Source organism: Pseudomonas triclosanedens (genome assembly GCF_026686735.1).
Taxonomy (GTDB): Bacteria; Pseudomonadota; Gammaproteobacteria; order Pseudomonadales; family Pseudomonadaceae; genus Pseudomonas; species Pseudomonas triclosanedens.
On the sequence record NZ_CP113432.1, the window covers coordinates 5338593 to 5353005 of the forward strand.

15 protein-coding genes are annotated in these 14413 nt (G+C 66.3%); 8 read left to right on the forward strand and 7 right to left on the reverse strand.

Annotated features, from left to right (window positions below; translation table 11 throughout):
- Positions 1-48 precede the first annotated feature (48 nt).
- The 3 genes from OU419_RS24755 to fdnG all read right to left on the reverse strand — a co-directional run bounded on the left by OU419_RS24755 (position 49) and on the right by fdnG (position 4766).
- On the reverse strand, positions 49-675 hold the full coding sequence (locus tag OU419_RS24755) for a formate dehydrogenase subunit gamma (RefSeq protein ID WP_254472456.1): 627 nt from the start codon (positions 673-675) through the stop codon (positions 49-51).
- Positions 676-747: 72 nt separating this feature from the next.
- Complete coding sequence (gene fdxH / locus OU419_RS24760; RefSeq protein WP_254472455.1) at positions 748-1680, reverse strand: formate dehydrogenase subunit beta; 933 nt, start codon at positions 1678-1680, stop codon at positions 748-750.
- A gap of 8 nt (positions 1681-1688) precedes the next feature.
- A complete protein-coding gene (gene fdnG, locus OU419_RS24765; RefSeq protein WP_254472454.1) occupies positions 1689-4766 on the reverse strand; it encodes a formate dehydrogenase-N subunit alpha in 3078 nt (1025 codons plus the stop codon).
- A 264-nt stretch (positions 4767-5030) separates the two neighbouring features.
- On the opposite strand from fdnG, the gene OU419_RS24770 reads away from it, so the two are divergent.
- Together OU419_RS24770 and OU419_RS24775 are read left to right on the forward strand one after the other, a co-directional pair.
- A complete protein-coding gene (locus tag OU419_RS24770) occupies positions 5031-5168 on the forward strand; it encodes a hypothetical protein (protein WP_254472453.1) in 138 nt (45 codons plus the stop codon).
- Between the two features lie 136 nt (positions 5169-5304).
- Complete coding sequence (locus OU419_RS24775; protein WP_254472452.1) at positions 5305-7326, forward strand: NADPH-dependent 2,4-dienoyl-CoA reductase; 2022 nt, start codon at positions 5305-5307, stop codon at positions 7324-7326.
- Between the two features lie 6 nt (positions 7327-7332).
- Here OU419_RS24775 and OU419_RS24780 read toward each other — a convergent pair whose 3' ends face one another.
- On the reverse strand, positions 7333-7734 hold the full coding sequence (locus OU419_RS24780; protein WP_254472451.1) for an SRPBCC family protein: 402 nt from the start codon (positions 7732-7734) through the stop codon (positions 7333-7335).
- A gap of 92 nt (positions 7735-7826) precedes the next feature.
- Between OU419_RS24780 and OU419_RS24785 the strand changes: the two genes are divergently transcribed.
- The 6 genes from OU419_RS24785 to OU419_RS24810 all read left to right on the forward strand — a co-directional run bounded on the left by OU419_RS24785 (position 7827) and on the right by OU419_RS24810 (position 12328).
- Positions 7827-8276 carry a DMT family transporter gene (locus OU419_RS24785; protein WP_254472450.1) on the forward strand — a complete coding sequence of 150 codons (450 nt, stop codon included), beginning with the start codon at positions 7827-7829 and terminating at the stop codon, positions 8274-8276.
- Positions 8277-8312: 36 nt separating this feature from the next.
- Entirely contained in the window at positions 8313-8858 is a 546-nt protein-coding gene (gene idi, locus OU419_RS24790; protein ID WP_254472449.1) for an isopentenyl-diphosphate Delta-isomerase, read from the forward strand.
- A gap of 84 nt (positions 8859-8942) precedes the next feature.
- Positions 8943-9344: a YkgJ family cysteine cluster protein gene (locus tag OU419_RS24795; RefSeq protein WP_254472448.1), complete on the forward strand. Its 402-nt coding sequence runs from the start codon at positions 8943-8945 to the stop codon at positions 9342-9344.
- Between the two features lie 66 nt (positions 9345-9410).
- Positions 9411-10760 (forward strand): MATE family efflux transporter, encoded by a 1350-nt coding sequence (locus tag OU419_RS24800; protein ID WP_254472447.1) that lies wholly within the window; start codon positions 9411-9413, stop codon positions 10758-10760.
- Positions 10761-10789: 29 nt separating this feature from the next.
- Positions 10790-11833 carry a sensor domain-containing diguanylate cyclase gene (locus OU419_RS24805; protein ID WP_254472446.1) on the forward strand — a complete coding sequence of 348 codons (1044 nt, stop codon included), beginning with the start codon at positions 10790-10792 and terminating at the stop codon, positions 11831-11833.
- Positions 11834-11872: 39 nt separating this feature from the next.
- Positions 11873-12328: a DUF2214 family protein gene (locus tag OU419_RS24810; RefSeq protein WP_254472445.1), complete on the forward strand. Its 456-nt coding sequence runs from the start codon at positions 11873-11875 to the stop codon at positions 12326-12328.
- Here the strand turns inward: OU419_RS24810 and OU419_RS24815 are convergent.
- From OU419_RS24815 to OU419_RS24825, 3 genes are read right to left on the reverse strand one after another with little or no spacing between them, the layout of a single operon-like run.
- Complete coding sequence (locus tag OU419_RS24815; protein ID WP_254472444.1) at positions 12325-13155, reverse strand: arylamine N-acetyltransferase family protein; 831 nt, start codon at positions 13153-13155, stop codon at positions 12325-12327. The two genes, OU419_RS24810 and OU419_RS24815, sit on opposite strands and share 4 nt — an antisense overlap.
- Positions 13156-13169: 14 nt before the next feature.
- Positions 13170-13643, reverse strand: a complete 474-nt coding sequence (locus OU419_RS24820; protein WP_254472443.1) for a cupin domain-containing protein — start codon at positions 13641-13643, stop codon at positions 13170-13172.
- Entirely contained in the window at positions 13640-14380 is a 741-nt protein-coding gene (locus tag OU419_RS24825) for an NAD-dependent epimerase/dehydratase family protein (protein WP_254472442.1), read from the reverse strand. Before OU419_RS24825 ends, OU419_RS24820 begins: the two co-directional genes overlap by 4 nt.
- Positions 14381-14413 lie beyond the last annotated feature (33 nt).

Below are 14413 nucleotides of genomic sequence, written 5' to 3' on the forward strand. Positions count from 1 at the left end.
CGTTCGTGCCGGCGGACGGCATGGCGCCCGCCGACGTCTACCCAAGCGTCAGTGGCCCTTGCCCTTCTCCACGTCCTTGAGCCAGCCGTGGTGATGCTTGCGCGCCCAGGCGCGGCTGACCCGGCCATAGAGCATGGCGCCCATCGAGCCCTTGACCCAGAGGCCGGCGTAGATGTGCACCAGGATGCTGCAGATGAGCACGAAGGCGGCGAAGGCATGCAGCAGTGATGCGATGCGGATGAGCTCGATGCCGAAGAGGTGGCTGAAGTATTGCCGCCACATCACGAACCCGGTCACCAGCAGCACCAGCATGCACAGCAGCAGCGTCCAGAACAGCATCTTCTGCCCGGCGTTGTAACGGCCGACTTCCGGGAGGTTCTCTTCCCGGTTGGCGACTACGTCGCGCCACTGCCGAAGCCACTGCATGTCGCGTTTTTCCATCAGGTTGTGATGGGCGAAACGCAACACCAGCCCGAGGAAGAACAGGAACATCGCCACCCCGAGGAAGGGATGCAGGATGCGTGTCCAGGGGCCGCCGCCGAACAGGTTGGTCAGCCAGAACATGGCCGGGTGAAACAGCGCCAGGCCCGACAGGCCGGCCAGGAAGAACAGGATCGCCACGACCCAGTGGTTACTGCGTTCGTTGGCGGTATAGCGCTGGATATCTTTCTTCATGTCTCGATCCTCGTAGCCCTCACCCCAACCCTCTCCCGCAGGGAGAGGGGGCAAAAGCGACTGCCTGGGATGTCACGGACGCTCACGCGGGTCATAGCTGTGCACCGACGGGTCGACCTTGTGTACCGGCACCTCGGGATCGGCGCCGCCCGGCTCATCCTCTTCCACCCGGTTGGGACCTGTGCGGGTGTAGTGGAAGAACCCGGCCAGCACCACCGCGCCCATCGCCAGCAGGCCGAGCGGCTTGGTGATGCCCTTCCACAGGCTGACCAGGGGGCTGATCGCCGGTTTGTCCGGCAGGCCGGCGTACAGCGACGGCTGGTCGGCATGGTGCAGCACGTACATCACGTGGGTGCCGCCGACGCCTTGCGGGTCGTACAGGCCGGCATGCTCGAAGCCACGGGACTTGAGGTCGACGATGCGCTCGGCGGCGTGCTCCTTCATGTCTTCCTTGGTACCGAAGACGATGGCGCCGGTCGGGCAGGTCTTCACACAGGCCGGCTCCATGCCCACCGCCACGCGGTCGGAACACAGGGTGCACTTGTACGCCTTGTGGTCCTTCTGCGAGATGCGCGGGATGTTGAACGGGCAGCCTGTGATGCAGTAGCCGCAGCCGATGCAGTGGTCCTGGTTGAAGTCGACGATGCCGTTGGCGTACTTCACGATCGCGCCGGGGCTCGGGCATGCCTTCAGGCAGCCCGGTTCGGCGCAGTGCATGCAACCGTCCTTGCGGATCAGCCACTCCAGGTTTCCGGCCGGCGCTTCGTACTCGGTGAAGCGCATGACCGTCCAGGACTGGTCGGTGAGGTCGATCGGGTTGTCGTAGGTGCCGTGGTTGTGGCCTACCTCGTCGCGCAACTCGTTCCATTCCGAGCAGGCAACCTGGCAGGCCTTGCAGCCGATGCACTTGGACACATCGATCAGCTTGGCCACTTCCTCCTCGTGCCGCACCGAGGGCGACGGCGTGGTCGTGGCGGAGCGGGCGTAGATGTCTTGACTACTCATGCTTCACCTCACGCCTTTTCCACGTTGACGAGGAAGGACTTGAACTCCGGCGTCTGCGTGTTCCCGTCGCCCACGAAGGGGGTCAGGGTGTTGGTCAGGTAGCCGTTGCGCGCAACCCCGGAGAACCCCCAGTGCAACGGGATGCCCACGTGGTGCACGGTCTTGCCGTTGACCTGCAGCGGACGAATGCGCTTGGTCACCACCGCCACGGCCTTGATGAAGCCACGGTTGGACGAGACCTTGACGCGGTCGCCGGCCTTGATACCGAGTTCCTTGGCCAGCGCCTCGCCGATCTCGACGAACTGTTCCGGCTGGACAATGGCATTCAGACGGCAATGCTTGGTCCAGAAGTGGAAGTGTTCGGTAAGCCGGTAAGTGGTCGCGGCATAGGGGAACTCGTCGGCCTTGCCGAACAGTTCCATGTCGTTCTTGAACACCCGGGCCGCCGGACTGCTGACGGCCAGCGGATTCTTGTGCAGCGGGTTGACGCCGATGGGCGTCTCGAACGGCTCGTAGTGCTCCGGGAACGGCCCCTCGGCCATCTTGTCGACGGCAAAGAAGCGCGCCACACCCTCGGGGTTCATGATGAACGGGTTCATCCCCGCTTCCGGCGCCACGTCGGCCTTGTAGTCGGGCACGTCGGTGCCGCCCCAGGCCTTGCCGTTCCACCACACCAGGCGCTTCTTCACCGGGTCCCACGGCTTGCCGCTGACATCCGCCGAGGCGCGGTTGTAGAGAATGCGCCGGTTGGCCGGCCAGGCCCAGGCCCAGCCAAGGGTCTGGCCCATCGCGTAGGGGTCGCTGTTGTCACGGCGGGCCATCTGGTTGCCCAGTTGCGTCCACGAGCCGGCGAAGATCCAGCAGCCGCTGGCGGTGCTGCCGTCATCGCGCAGCAGCGCGAAGCCGGGAAGCTGCTCGCCGGCTTTCGCCAGCACCATGCCGTTGGCGGGATCGACGAGATCGACGAGTGCCTTGCCGTTGTATTCCCTGGCGATCTCTTCCGGAGTCGGCTCGTCGGGCGTCAGATACGGCCAGTCGAGCCCCAGGATCGGGTCGGGGAACTTGCCGCCGTCCTTGCTGTAGGCCGCGCGCAGGCGGTGCAGCAGGCCGCTCATGATAGCAATGTCGGTACGCGCCTCACCCGGCGGCTCGGCGCCCTTCCAGTGCCACTGCAGCCAGCGGCCGGAGTTGACGATGGAGCCGTCCTCCTCGGCGAAGCAACTGGTGGGCAGGCGGAACACGGTGGTCTGGATGGCCTTGCTGTCGACTTCGTTGAACTCGCCGGCATTACGCCAGAACTCCGAGGTCTCGGTGGCCAGCGGGTCCATCACCACCATCCACTTCAGCTTGGCCAGCGCAGCGCTGACCTTGGCCTTGTTGGGGAACGAGGCAATGGGGTTGAAGCCCTGGCAGAAGTAACCGTTGACCTTGCCTTGGTACATCATGTCGAAGTAGCGCAGCACGTCGTAGCCGGCGCCGGGCATGTCGAGCTTGGGCAGCCAGTCGTAGCACCAGTTGTTGTCCCTGGTGGCAGCCTTGCCGAACCAGGACTTCATCAGGCTGACGTGGAACTTCGGATAGTTCTGCCAGTAGGACAACTGCCCCGGACGCAGCGGCTTGGTGGTGCGCTTGGCGATGTAGGCGTTGTAGTCCTGCTCGGCATCCATCCCGAGGGTGAGATAGCCGGGCAGCGAGTTGGACAGCAGCCCCAGGTCGGTCAGCCCCTGGATGTTCGAGTGGCCGCGCAGGGCGTTCATGCCGCCGCCAGGCATGCCGATGTTGCCCAGCAGCAACTGGACCATCGCGCCGGTGCGGATCATCTGTGCGCCAACCGAGTGCTGAGTCCAGCCCAGGGCATACATGATGGTCATGACCTTGCCGGGTGCCGCGGTGGTGGAAATCTCGTCCCACACCTTGAGCATCATGTCCTTGGGCGTGCCACAGATGTTGCTCACTACGTCCGGCGTGTAGCGGCTGTAGTGCTGCTTCATCAGGTTGAACACGCAGCGCGGGTGTGCAAGGGTCGGGTCGACCTTGGCGTAACCATCCTCGCCCAGTTCGTACTGCCAGGACGACTTGTCCGGGTAGGTGCGCTTCTCGGCGTCGTAGCCATTGAACAGGCCATCGTCGAAACCGAAGCCTTCCTTCACGATGAAGGAAACGTCGGTGTAGTTGTGCACGTACTCCTTCTGGTAACGGTCGTTTTCCAGCAGGTAATTGATCAGCCCACCGAGGAAGGCGATGTCGGTCCCGGTGCGGATCGGCGCGTAGTAATCGGCCACCGACGCGGAACGGGTGAAACGCGGGTCGACCACCAGCAGGCGCGCCTTGTTGTGCGCCTTGGCCTCGGTCACCCACTTGAAGCCGCACGGGTGCGCTTCAGCGGCGTTACCGCCCATGATGAGTATCAGATCGGCATTCTTGATGTCGGTCCAATGGTTGGTCATGGCTCCACGGCCAAACGTCGGGGCAAGACTTGCCACCGTCGGGCCGTGTCAGACACGCGCTTGGTTGTCGAACGCCAGTACGCCCAGGGAACGCACCACCTTCTGGGTGATGTAGCCAGCTTCGTTGGAAGACGCCGACGCGGCCAGGAAGCCGGTGGTCAGCCAGCGGTTAACCGTCTGGCCCTGTTCGTTCTTCTCGATGAAGTTGGCGTCGCGGTCTTCCTTCACCAGCTTGGCGATGCGATCGAGCGCTTCGTCCCAGCCGATGCGCTTCCACTCGCTGGTGCCGGCTTCGCGAACCTCCGGGTACTTCAGGCGATTGGGGCTGTGGACGAAGTCCAGCAAGCCCGCGCCTTTCGGGCAGAGGGTGCCGCGGTTGACCGGGTGATCGGAATCGCCCTCGATGTGGATGATGTTCTGCGCCACGTTCTTCGCCGCATCCCCCTGGCTGTACATGAGGATGCCGCAGCCAACCGAACAGTACGGGCAGGTATTGCGGGTCTCGACGGTGCGCGCGAGCTTGAAATGTCGAATCTGGTCGGCGAAGGCATCCGGGGGCGCAACCCCGAGTGCCGCCAGGCTCGATCCTCCAAGGCCTACAGCGCAAACCTTGAAGAATTGCCGACGGTTCATATCCATCGTGCGTCTCCTGATCAGGCAGCTTACGTCCGGTACATTGCCGGGCTCTTGCTGCTTAAAAGATAGCCAAGCCGGGGCGATGCGCCAGCTTTGAGCGGGGCAGACCTTGCACGCAGGGGCCTTATGACGCATTGACGAGCATCAGTACGAAGCTCAGAACGGGCTGGTCAATACGCCTAAATGAGCAGTCGGAGGGTAGGCGCAGGAGATACTGTCGCCGTCCGGACGACAGGAAGATCGCTGTCGATCCGGCTGGAGACTTTCGTGCAATACCAACAGCGCGAGGCCGACGAGAGCGGCGAGCAGATAATGGCGCGCATGTCTTTTTCTTATCGCTTTCATGACTGCCTCCTGAGGATGGGTCACTTCAGCCTGCGTTCGGGGCAAACGGCCCTGCCATGAAAGGAAGTCTGGAACCGATCTGCGCGCTGTCAACCAGCGGCTTGACCGAAATGCCCGCACGGCGCGGCATCCGGGCCGTTCACCGGGGCTCGGCAAATTACTAGGGTGTGTCCATCTCCTTGCCGATGGTTCGTCCATGTCCGCTGCCACGCCCTACCCTCACCTGCTCGCCCCGCTCGACCTGGGCTTCGTCCGGCTACGCAACCGCGTGGTAATGGGCTCGATGCACACTGGCCTGGAAGATCGCCTGTGGGACTTCGGCAAGCTGGCGGCCTACTATCGCGAGCGAGCGCGCGGCGGCGTCGGGCTGATCATCACCGGCGGCTTCGCACCCAACCGCGAAGGCTGGCTGCTGCCGATGGGCAGCAGCCTCACCAGCAGCCTGCAAGTGCCCGCACATCGGCGCCTGACCCAGGCGGTGCAACGCGAGGGCGGCAGAATCCTGCTGCAGATCCTGCACGCCGGGCGCTACGGTTATCACCCCCTGGTGGTGTCAGCCTCGTCGATCAAGTCGCCGATCAGTTGGTTCAGCCCGCGCGAGCTGTCCGAGCGCGGCATCCTGCGCACCATCGCCGCCTTCGTACGCTGCGCGAAGCTGGCACAGGCCGCCGGCTACGACGGCGTGGAAATCATGGGTAGCGAGGGTTACCTGCTGAACCAGTTCCTCTGCCCGCGCACCAACCAGCGCGAGGACCGCTGGGGTGGCGACCTGGGTAACCGCATGCGCCTGCCGCTGGAGATCGTGCGGCGCATCCGCCGCGCGGTGGGCGAGCGTTTCATCATCAGCTACCGGCTGTCGCTGCTCGACCTGGTGGAGGGCGGCAACACCTGGGAAGACGTGCGCGTGGTGGCTCGCGCCCTGGAAACCGCCGGCATCGACCTGCTCAACAGCGGAATCGGCTGGCACGAGTCGCGGGTGCCCACCATCGTCACCTCGGTGCCGCGCGCAGCCTTCGCCGAAGTCAGCGCGCGCCTGCGCCGCGAACTGCGGGTACCGGTAATCGCCAGCAACCGCATCAATACCCCGGAGGTGGCCGAGCAACTGCTCGCGCAAGGCCACGCCGACATGGTGTCGATGGCGCGCCCGCTGCTGGCCGACCCACAGTTCGTGCAGAAGGCCGCCGCCGGACGCGCCGAATCGATCAACACCTGCATCGCCTGCAACCAGGCGTGTCTCGACCATGCCTTCGCCAATCGCCGCGCCAGTTGCCTGGTAAACCCCCGCGCGGCATTCGAGACCGAGCTGCGCTATCGCAAGGCCAGGATTCCCAAGCGCATCGCGGTGATCGGCGCTGGTCCCGCGGGATTGTCCGCCGCCTGCGTGGCTGCGGAGCGCGGCCATCGGGTGACGCTGTTCGAAGCGGCGAGCGAGATCGGCGGCCAGTTCAACCTCGCCAAGCGCGTACCGGGCAAGGAAGAATTCCACGAGACGCTGCGCTACTTCGCCGTGCGCCTGGACGAGCTGGGCGTGGACCTGCGGCTCAACCGCCGCATCGAGCGCGGCGAGTTGCAGGGGCAGTACGACGAGGTGATAGTCGCCACCGGCATTCGTCCGCGCACGCTGCAATTGCCGGGCATCGGGCACGCCAAGGTGCTCGGCTACCTCGACGTGCTGCGCGGTGCGCCGGTGGGCGAAAAGGTGGCGCTGATCGGAGCCGGCGGTATCGGCTTCGACGTTGCCAGCTACCTGCTCGCCGAGCGCGACGGCCCGCAGCCGCTGGGCGAGTGGCTTGGCCAATGGGGCATCGACCTGGATAACTCCACGCCGGGCGGGCTCATTCCGCCCACCGAAGCGCAGCCGCGCCGGCAGCTCTGGCTGTTGCAACGCAAGGCAGGCCAGCCCGGCGCCGGGCTGGGCAGGACCAGCGGCTGGGTGCACCGCGCCCATCTCAAGCACCACGGCGTGCGCCTGCTCGGCGGCGTGGAGTACCTGTGCATCGACGACCAGGGCCTGCACCTGCGCATCGACGGCCAGCAGCAGTGCCTGGCGGTGGACAACGTGGTGATCTGCGCCGGCCAGGAGCCACTGCTGGAGTTGCAGCCGACACAACCGGCGGAAAACCTGCGCCACCACGTGATCGGTGGCGCACGCATGGCCCGCGAACTGGACGCCAAGCGGGCAATCCGCGAGGGCGCCGAGCTGGCGGCGCGCCTGTAGCGGCGCTTACGCCTCAAGCAGCGTCTTGATCGCCTGCAGGTCCTTCATCACCCACTGGGCATCGCGCTCGAAGGTGGCGTCGTCCATCTCCGGCTGGCGCAGCAGCGTGAGCTGCAATTCGCAGCCATCCCGGTTGACGATCAGGCGCAGCGGAATGTGGATCGCTGGGGCGTCGTCCGGCAGCACGTCGTGATCCAGCACGCCGAACGGATTGCGCGGCGAGAAACGCACGCGTAACGCGCCCTGAGGCGTCCGCGCCAGCCACAGGTCGTCTTGCAGCGGCTCGATCGCGCTGCACAGGCCCGATGCCCAGCGCGGGAAGTTCTCTGGCGCGGCGAGAAACTCGTAGGCCTCGCTCCAGCGTCGTTCGATGCGCACGCTCAACGTACGGGATGGCATGGTGGTCATGGCGAATCCTGGCTTGCGGGAGGAGAGATGCTCCGCTCTGGTGCATACTAGCCGGCTGCCGTTTCCGCATCGATTGCCCAGGAGTCCTCCCCATGCCCACGCCGCCCTGGTGGTTGTTCGTATTGCCGCTGATCGCCGGCGCCTGTCTGCCGTTGCAGGCCGGCATCAACGGCCAGTTGGCCAAGCAGGTATCCAGCGTGCTGGCCGCCGCGCTGATTTCATTCTTCGTCGGCACGATGGGCCTGCTGGCACTGACCCTCGCCAACCGCGAAATCCCCGCCTTCTCCGCCCTGCGCGGCCTGCAATGGTGGCAGTGGTGCGGCGGCTTCCTCGGCATGTTCTTCATCTTCATCGCCGCCTTCGCCGCGCCGCGCGTGGGCGCGCTGATGTTCATGGTGCTGGTGCTCGCCGGCCAGCTCGGCATGGCCATGACCCTCGACCATTTCGGCTGGGCCGGCTTCAAGGAAGCGCCGGTCAGCGCCCTGAAGCTCGGCGGTCTGGCGGCCATCGCCGTCGGCATCTGGATGATCCGCAAGGGCTGATAAGCTGAGCACACGGCCCGCCCGCAGGAGAACGCCATGACCGACATCCAGGTGATCCTGGTCGACGAGCACGACAACCCGACCGGCACGATGGAAAAGCTCCAGGCCCATCACCTGGGCCAACGCCACCGGGCGATCTCCGTCTACCTGTTCAACCGCGCCGGTGAGTTGCTGCTGCAACGTCGCGCCCAGGGCAAGTACCACTGCGGCGGTCTGTGGAGCAACAGTTGCTGCGGCCACCCCTACCCGGATGAATCCGCGCAGGCCGCGGCCCAGCGCCGGCTGTTCGAGGAAATGGGCGTACGCGCCACGCTGCGCAAGCTGTTCGAATTCAGCTACTGCCTGGAGCTGCCCGGCGGCATGACCGAGAACGAGTACGGACACATTTTCGGCGCCGTCGACGACCAGCCGCCTCACCCGGATCCCGAAGAGGCCGACGATTTCCGCTACATCGCCCTGGCCGATCTGGAGGCCGAGCTGGCCGCGCAACCGGAACGCTTCACGCCCTGGTTCCGTCTCTGCTACCCGGCGCTCAGGCAGCACCTGCGCGATCACGGCGAGCTGGCGGCTCTGGAGGCTTAAGCCCTTCAGTTCGTCGAAAGCCCGCGCAATTCCGCGCTGGCGCCACTATGATGCGCGCCTCGCTCCACCCTGCCGAATGCCGCCATGAGAAAACCACCGCTGATCGCCAACGCCGAACTCGACCGCCTGGAAACCTGGGCCAGGTACACGTCGGGCCTGTGCAAGGATTGCAATGCCACCTGCTGCACCATGCCGGCGGAGGTCAACGTCAACGATCTGATCCGTATCGGCGTCGTCGATGAGTTCGAGCGCGACGAACCGGCGAAGAACATCGCCAAGCGTCTGCTGAAGGAAGGCATCGTCGAGCGCTTCAACCAGAAGAGCGGCATCTTCACCCTGACCCGCACCAGCAACGGCGACTGCTACTTCCTGGACCGCAAGACGCGCCTGTGCACCATCTACGCCAAGCGCCCGGATACCTGCCGCAACCACCCGCAGGTCGGCCCGCGCCCCGGCTACTGCGCGTACCGCAAGAAAACCGCCTGACCGCCGCAGGCTGAAATTCCCGCCGCTCCCGGCTCGCTATACTGCGGGCCTGTTCAGGAGCCCCACATGAATCCCCTGCTCGAAGCCTGGCGGCATCAGCCAACCCACCGCCGCGTCTGGGCGCTTGCCGCGCCGATGATTCTCTCCAATGTCTCCGTGCCGCTGGTCACTCTGGTGGACAGCGCGGTGATCGGCCATCTGCCGCACGCTCACCAACTGGGCGCGGTGGCCGTCGGCGGCGGGCTGTACACCTTGCTGGTGGGTGTGCTCGGCTTCCTGCGCATGGGCACCACCGGCTTCGCCGCCCAGGCCTCCGGGCGCGGCGACGGCGGCGCGCTGCGCCGCATCCTCGGCCAGGGCCTGCTGCTGGCGCTGGGTCTGGCGCTGCTGCTGGCGGCGCTGGCGATACCGCTGACCGATCCGGTGCTGGCGCTGATGCAGCCGTCCACCGAACTGGACAGCCTGGCCCGCGAATTCTTCCACACCCGCCTGTTCGGCCTGCCCGCCGCACTGGCCACCTACGCGCTGGTCGGCTGGTTCCTCGGCACGCAGAACGCCCGTGCGCCGCTGGCGATCCTGCTGACCACCAACCTGATCAACATTGCCCTCGACCTGTGGTTCGTACTCGGCCTGGACTGGGGGGTGGCCGGCGCCGCGCGGGCCTCGGTGATCGCCGAGTGGAGCGGCGCCCTGCTCGGCCTGGCCCTCACCCGTGGCGCGCTGCGCCGCTACCCCGGCCTGCCGGACTGGTCGCGCCTGCGCCTTTGGGCCAGTTGGCGGCCGCTGCTGATGGTCAACCGCGACATCTTCATCCGCAGCCTGGCGCTGCAGGGCGTGTTCTTCCTGCTCACGGTGCAGGGCACCCGACTGGGCGACGCCACGGTGGCGGCGAACGCCCTGCTGCTCAACGGCCTGATGGTCACCTCCTACGCGCTGGATGGCCTCGCGCACGCGGTGGAAGCGCTATGCGGCCATGCCATCGGCGGCCGCGACCGCACCGCGCTGCGCCGTTCGCTGGTGGTCGCCTGCGGCTGGTCGCTGATCGCCAGCCTGCTGTTCGTGGCCTTCTTCGGTTTCGCCGGGCACCTGTTCATCGCCCTGCAGAGCGATATCCCGGAAGTGCGCGCCACCGCCGACCAGTACCTGCCCTATCTCGCCTGCCTGCCCCTGATCGGCATGTGGAGCTATTTGCTGGACGGCCTGTTCATCGGCGCCACCCGGGCCCGCGAGATGCGCAACGCGATGCTCCTAGCCTGCGCCGCCAGCCTGCCGCTGGGCCTGTTACTGCAGCCACTGGGCAACCACGGATTGTGGCTAACCTTCCTATGCTTCATGTTGCTGCGTGGGCTGATACTCGGTGCCTACGCCCTGAGACTGACCCGTCTGGATGCCTGGCAGGTGCCCGCGAGCACCTGAAACGCCGTCTTACACGACGAGGAGATCGCATGCCGGCCTGCCCCCTTCCCGCCAACGAATCGCTGCGCCAGCGAACCCTGGATGAGATGGACCTGCTCGACACTCCGGCCGAGCACTACCTGGACACCCTGGTCCAACTGACCCAGGACCTGGCACAGGTGGATACCGTGCTGATCAGCCTGCTCGACCAGGACCGCCAGTGGTTCAAGGCACGCGTCGGCCTGGACGTCAGCGAGACGCAGCGCGACGTGTCGTTCTGCGGCCACGCCATCCTCGGCGAGGGCACGCTGCTGGTGCCCGATGCCACGCAGGACCCGCGCTTCGCCGACAACCCGCTGGTTCTCGGCCCGCCATACGTGCGTTTCTACGCCGGTCACCCGCTGCGGGCCGGCAATGGCCAGGCCATCGGCACACTGTGCATGCTCGACCCGCGCCCGCGCCAGTTGAACGAGGCCCAGCAGGCCAACTTCCGCGACCTCGCTACCCTGGCCGAGGGATACCTGCAACTGCGCAGCCTGATCCAGTGCAGCAAGGACCTGCGCCTGGAAGTGGATCGTGAACAGCGCAAGGCGCTGCTCGACCCGCTGACGCAGTTGTGGAACCGTGCCGCGCTGGAGCTGTTCCAGGACCGCGAATGCCGGCTGGCCCGCGAGCACCAGCAGCACCTGGGCGTGATCTACGCCGACCTCGACCGCTTCAAGGCGATCAACGACAACCTGGGCCACACCGCTGGCGACCACGTGCTCTGCGAATGCGCCCGCCGCCTGCGCGCCGCCCTGCGGCCTGACGACGTGCTGGTGCGCCAGGGCGGCGAAGAGTTCGTCGCCCTGCTGCGGGTGAAGGACGGCGACGAACTGCGCAGCATCGCCGAACGCATACGCCGGCTGATCGGCAGCCAGCCGATCCGCCTGGCCGAAGGTCCGCTGAATGTCAGCCTGAGCATCGGCTGCACGCTGCGTGCCGATGGCGAGAAGGTCGACAAGGCACTGGAGCGCGCCGATGCCGCCCTTTACAGTGCCAAGCACAGCGGGCGCGACCGGGTGGTCTACGGCACGCCGCCCGACACAGCCTGACATCCGCATTCCAGAGGCCGCATCAGAAGGACCCAGCTCATGGCCCAAGCCATCGCCGCCTACCTGCACTATCTGTCGATCTTCATCCTCTTTGCCCTGCTGGTGCTGGAACACCGGTTGTTCCAGCTACCGCTGGACCTGTCACGGGCACGCAGCCTGATCATCGTCGACATCGCCTATGGCGCCTGCGCCGGCGTGGTGCTGTTGACCGGCGCGGCACGCGTGGTGTGGTTCGCCAAGGGCACCGAGTACTACCTGCACAACAGCCTGTTCCACGCCAAGGTGGGTTTGTTCGTGCTGGTCGCCCTGCTGTCGATCCTGCCGACCATGACCTTCCTCAACTGGCGCAACGAGCTCAAGGCAGGCCGCGTTCCGCAGGTGAGCGAGCGCCAGGGCCGGCTGGTGATCATGACCATCCGCCTGGAACTGCTCATCCTGCTCATCCTGCCGCTGCTGGCCGCTCTGATGGCGCGCGGCTTCGGCATGATCGGCTAGGCGCCGAGCAAACCTTGCAGGCGACGGCGCAGGGCCGTCGCCTCGTCGCCATGAAGCGCCAGGCCGAAGCGCTCGCGCAGCACCGCCAGCAATTCATCCACCTCTGCGATCTGCCGCTGCTCGACCTGGCCATCGGCGTATCGCATGCTGAACTGTCCGTCGTTCAGCGTCAGGCGCACGCCATTCTCGCTCAGCGCTACCTTGAGGAAGCGCCGGAACACGCTTTGCGGAAAGGTCGAGGTATACCAGTTGCGCGGCAGGTAATCGAGCCAGTGCTGCGGCTCCAGGGTGAAGTGATAAAGCGTCTGGCGCCCCACGCTCAACGCCAGCTCGCCTACCCGGGCGGCGGACAGCAGGCGCCAGCCGCCGGGAAGCTCCTGGTCCAGCGCCAGCGGCAACGCCCGGGGCGAGGCCGGACCGCCAAAGCCGATGTCCACCAGATAGACCCCGCACGCCAGGTCTACACGCAGCAACAAGTGTGTCTGCGGAGTCAGCTCAACGTTGTCCGCCACGCCCCAGCGCACCCGCGCCACCAGCAGCGTCACCCGGTAGCCCAGGCTGGTCAGCAAGCGCGCGAAGAGGCTGTTGAGTTCGAAGCAGTAACCGCCGCGACCACCCTCCACCACCTTGGCGAAAACTGCCTGCGGGTCGATGTCGACGGGCTTGTCCAGCAGCACGTCGAGGTTCTCGAACGGCAGGTGGTGCAGCGCGGCATCGATCAGGTGGTCGAGGTTCTCCAGCGTCGGCTCGGGAGGCCGCGCCGGCAAACCCAGGCGGGCCAGGGTGGCATCGAGCTGAGCCGCGTCGAAGGGAGTGAGCGGGGTCATGCGGATCTCCTGATTCAGTGGTGGGGTTCGGGGATCACCAGCGGACCGCAGCCTTCGTCGCTGACGATGACGGCAAGCAATTGCGCCGGCTCCGTGGCACTGGGGTTCTCGGCGAACAGGTGCAGTTCGCCGGTAGGCTCGAACCACGTCTGCCCGACGCTGTAGGTATGCGCCGGCAGGCCCTGCATCTGCGAGCGTACCGCGCCGCGCACGACGAAGGCGGTGACCGCACCGGGATGACGGTGGGCCGGAGTGAAACCGTGCGGAGGGAAGTCCACCAGCAAGGTGTTGATCACCTTGCCGGGCACATCGGCCAAGGGCTCGCAGGATAGGGGGGTGATCTGCGTGGCCGGCCTTGCGGTGGCAGTGGAATGGCTGCTGGCCAGATGTATGCCTGGCCGCGTGGCAAGCCCCCAGGTCAGCAGCGCGGCTACGCCGACGGCGAGTACCAGTCCGACGTGCCGCTCGCGCAGTGGCAGCGCGCTCATACGCTCGCACCGGGCAGGCGGAAGCCGGGCTGCCAGCCCAGCCGATGGCGAGCCTTGGCGGCGCTCACCTCGATGTCTCGCTCGACGATGTTGTAGCAGCCCGCCGTTCCCCATTCCAATGCCAGCAAGGCGGCACGTGCAGCGTCGTCCACGTGCAGGCCCAGGCGTGGGTCAGCTTCCTCGCTACCGGTGCCGGGGCCGTACAGACGGCCATAGCGCAGCACGATGCCCTCCACCGGCGCGGCGCCAAGCACCGTCTCTTCCAGCGCCACGATACCGCCGACGCTAACGGCCCTGGTGCCTTCGGCGTCCAGGTCCAGCGGCTGCTCCTCACGCAGCGGATACTCACCCGGTGCATAGGCCCAGGCGATGCTCTGCGCCACCAACCGCTCGACACCCGCAGCACGGGCGGCAGCAACCAGATTGGCGGTACCTTCGCGGCGAAGACGGGCATTGCGCGGCTGCGCCGCCGGCATGAGCGCCGGATCGAGGCCGGCGGGCAGGTCGGTGAGCTGGTGAATGACCCAGCGCGGGCGGAAGGACTGCATCGCCGCATGCACGGCCTGGGCGTCGAATACATCCAGCACTTGCGCCTGGGCGCCCTGTGCTTCCAGGGCGGCGGCCCGCTCCGCCGAGCGGCTCACGGCCAGCACCCGGTAGCCGCGTTCGAGCAATTGCGGCAACAGCCGCTGGCCGATGGCGCCTGTGGCACCGGCGAAGAAAACTTTCATGCACATGGCCTGCCTCGGCTCTGGCGGTGACGGACGATG

What these genes read in the sequence shown, in the direction of transcription:
- OU419_RS24755 (WP_254472456.1), bottom strand. Translation starts at nt 675, where the DNA reads ATGAAGAAAGATATCCAGCGCTATACCGCCAACGAACGCAGTAACCAC.
- fdxH (WP_254472455.1), bottom strand. Translation starts at nt 1,680, where the DNA reads ATGAGTAGTCAAGACATCTACGCCCGCTCCGCCACGACCACGCCGTCG.
- OU419_RS24775 (WP_254472452.1), top strand. Translation starts at nt 5,305, where the DNA reads ATGTCCGCTGCCACGCCCTACCCTCACCTGCTCGCCCCGCTCGACCTG.
- OU419_RS24780 (WP_254472451.1), bottom strand. Translation starts at nt 7,734, where the DNA reads ATGACCACCATGCCATCCCGTACGTTGAGCGTGCGCATCGAACGACGC.
- OU419_RS24785 (WP_254472450.1), top strand. Translation starts at nt 7,827, where the DNA reads ATGCCCACGCCGCCCTGGTGGTTGTTCGTATTGCCGCTGATCGCCGGC.
- idi (WP_254472449.1), top strand. Translation starts at nt 8,313, where the DNA reads ATGACCGACATCCAGGTGATCCTGGTCGACGAGCACGACAACCCGACC.
- OU419_RS24795 (WP_254472448.1), top strand. Translation starts at nt 8,943, where the DNA reads ATGAGAAAACCACCGCTGATCGCCAACGCCGAACTCGACCGCCTGGAA.
- OU419_RS24800 (WP_254472447.1), top strand. Translation starts at nt 9,411, where the DNA reads ATGAATCCCCTGCTCGAAGCCTGGCGGCATCAGCCAACCCACCGCCGC.
- OU419_RS24805 (WP_254472446.1), top strand. Translation starts at nt 10,790, where the DNA reads ATGCCGGCCTGCCCCCTTCCCGCCAACGAATCGCTGCGCCAGCGAACC.
- OU419_RS24810 (WP_254472445.1), top strand. Translation starts at nt 11,873, where the DNA reads ATGGCCCAAGCCATCGCCGCCTACCTGCACTATCTGTCGATCTTCATC.
- OU419_RS24815 (WP_254472444.1), bottom strand. Translation starts at nt 13,155, where the DNA reads ATGACCCCGCTCACTCCCTTCGACGCGGCTCAGCTCGATGCCACCCTG.
- OU419_RS24820 (WP_254472443.1), bottom strand. Translation starts at nt 13,643, where the DNA reads ATGAGCGCGCTGCCACTGCGCGAGCGGCACGTCGGACTGGTACTCGCC.
- OU419_RS24825 (WP_254472442.1), bottom strand. Translation starts at nt 14,380, where the DNA reads ATGTGCATGAAAGTTTTCTTCGCCGGTGCCACAGGCGCCATCGGCCAG.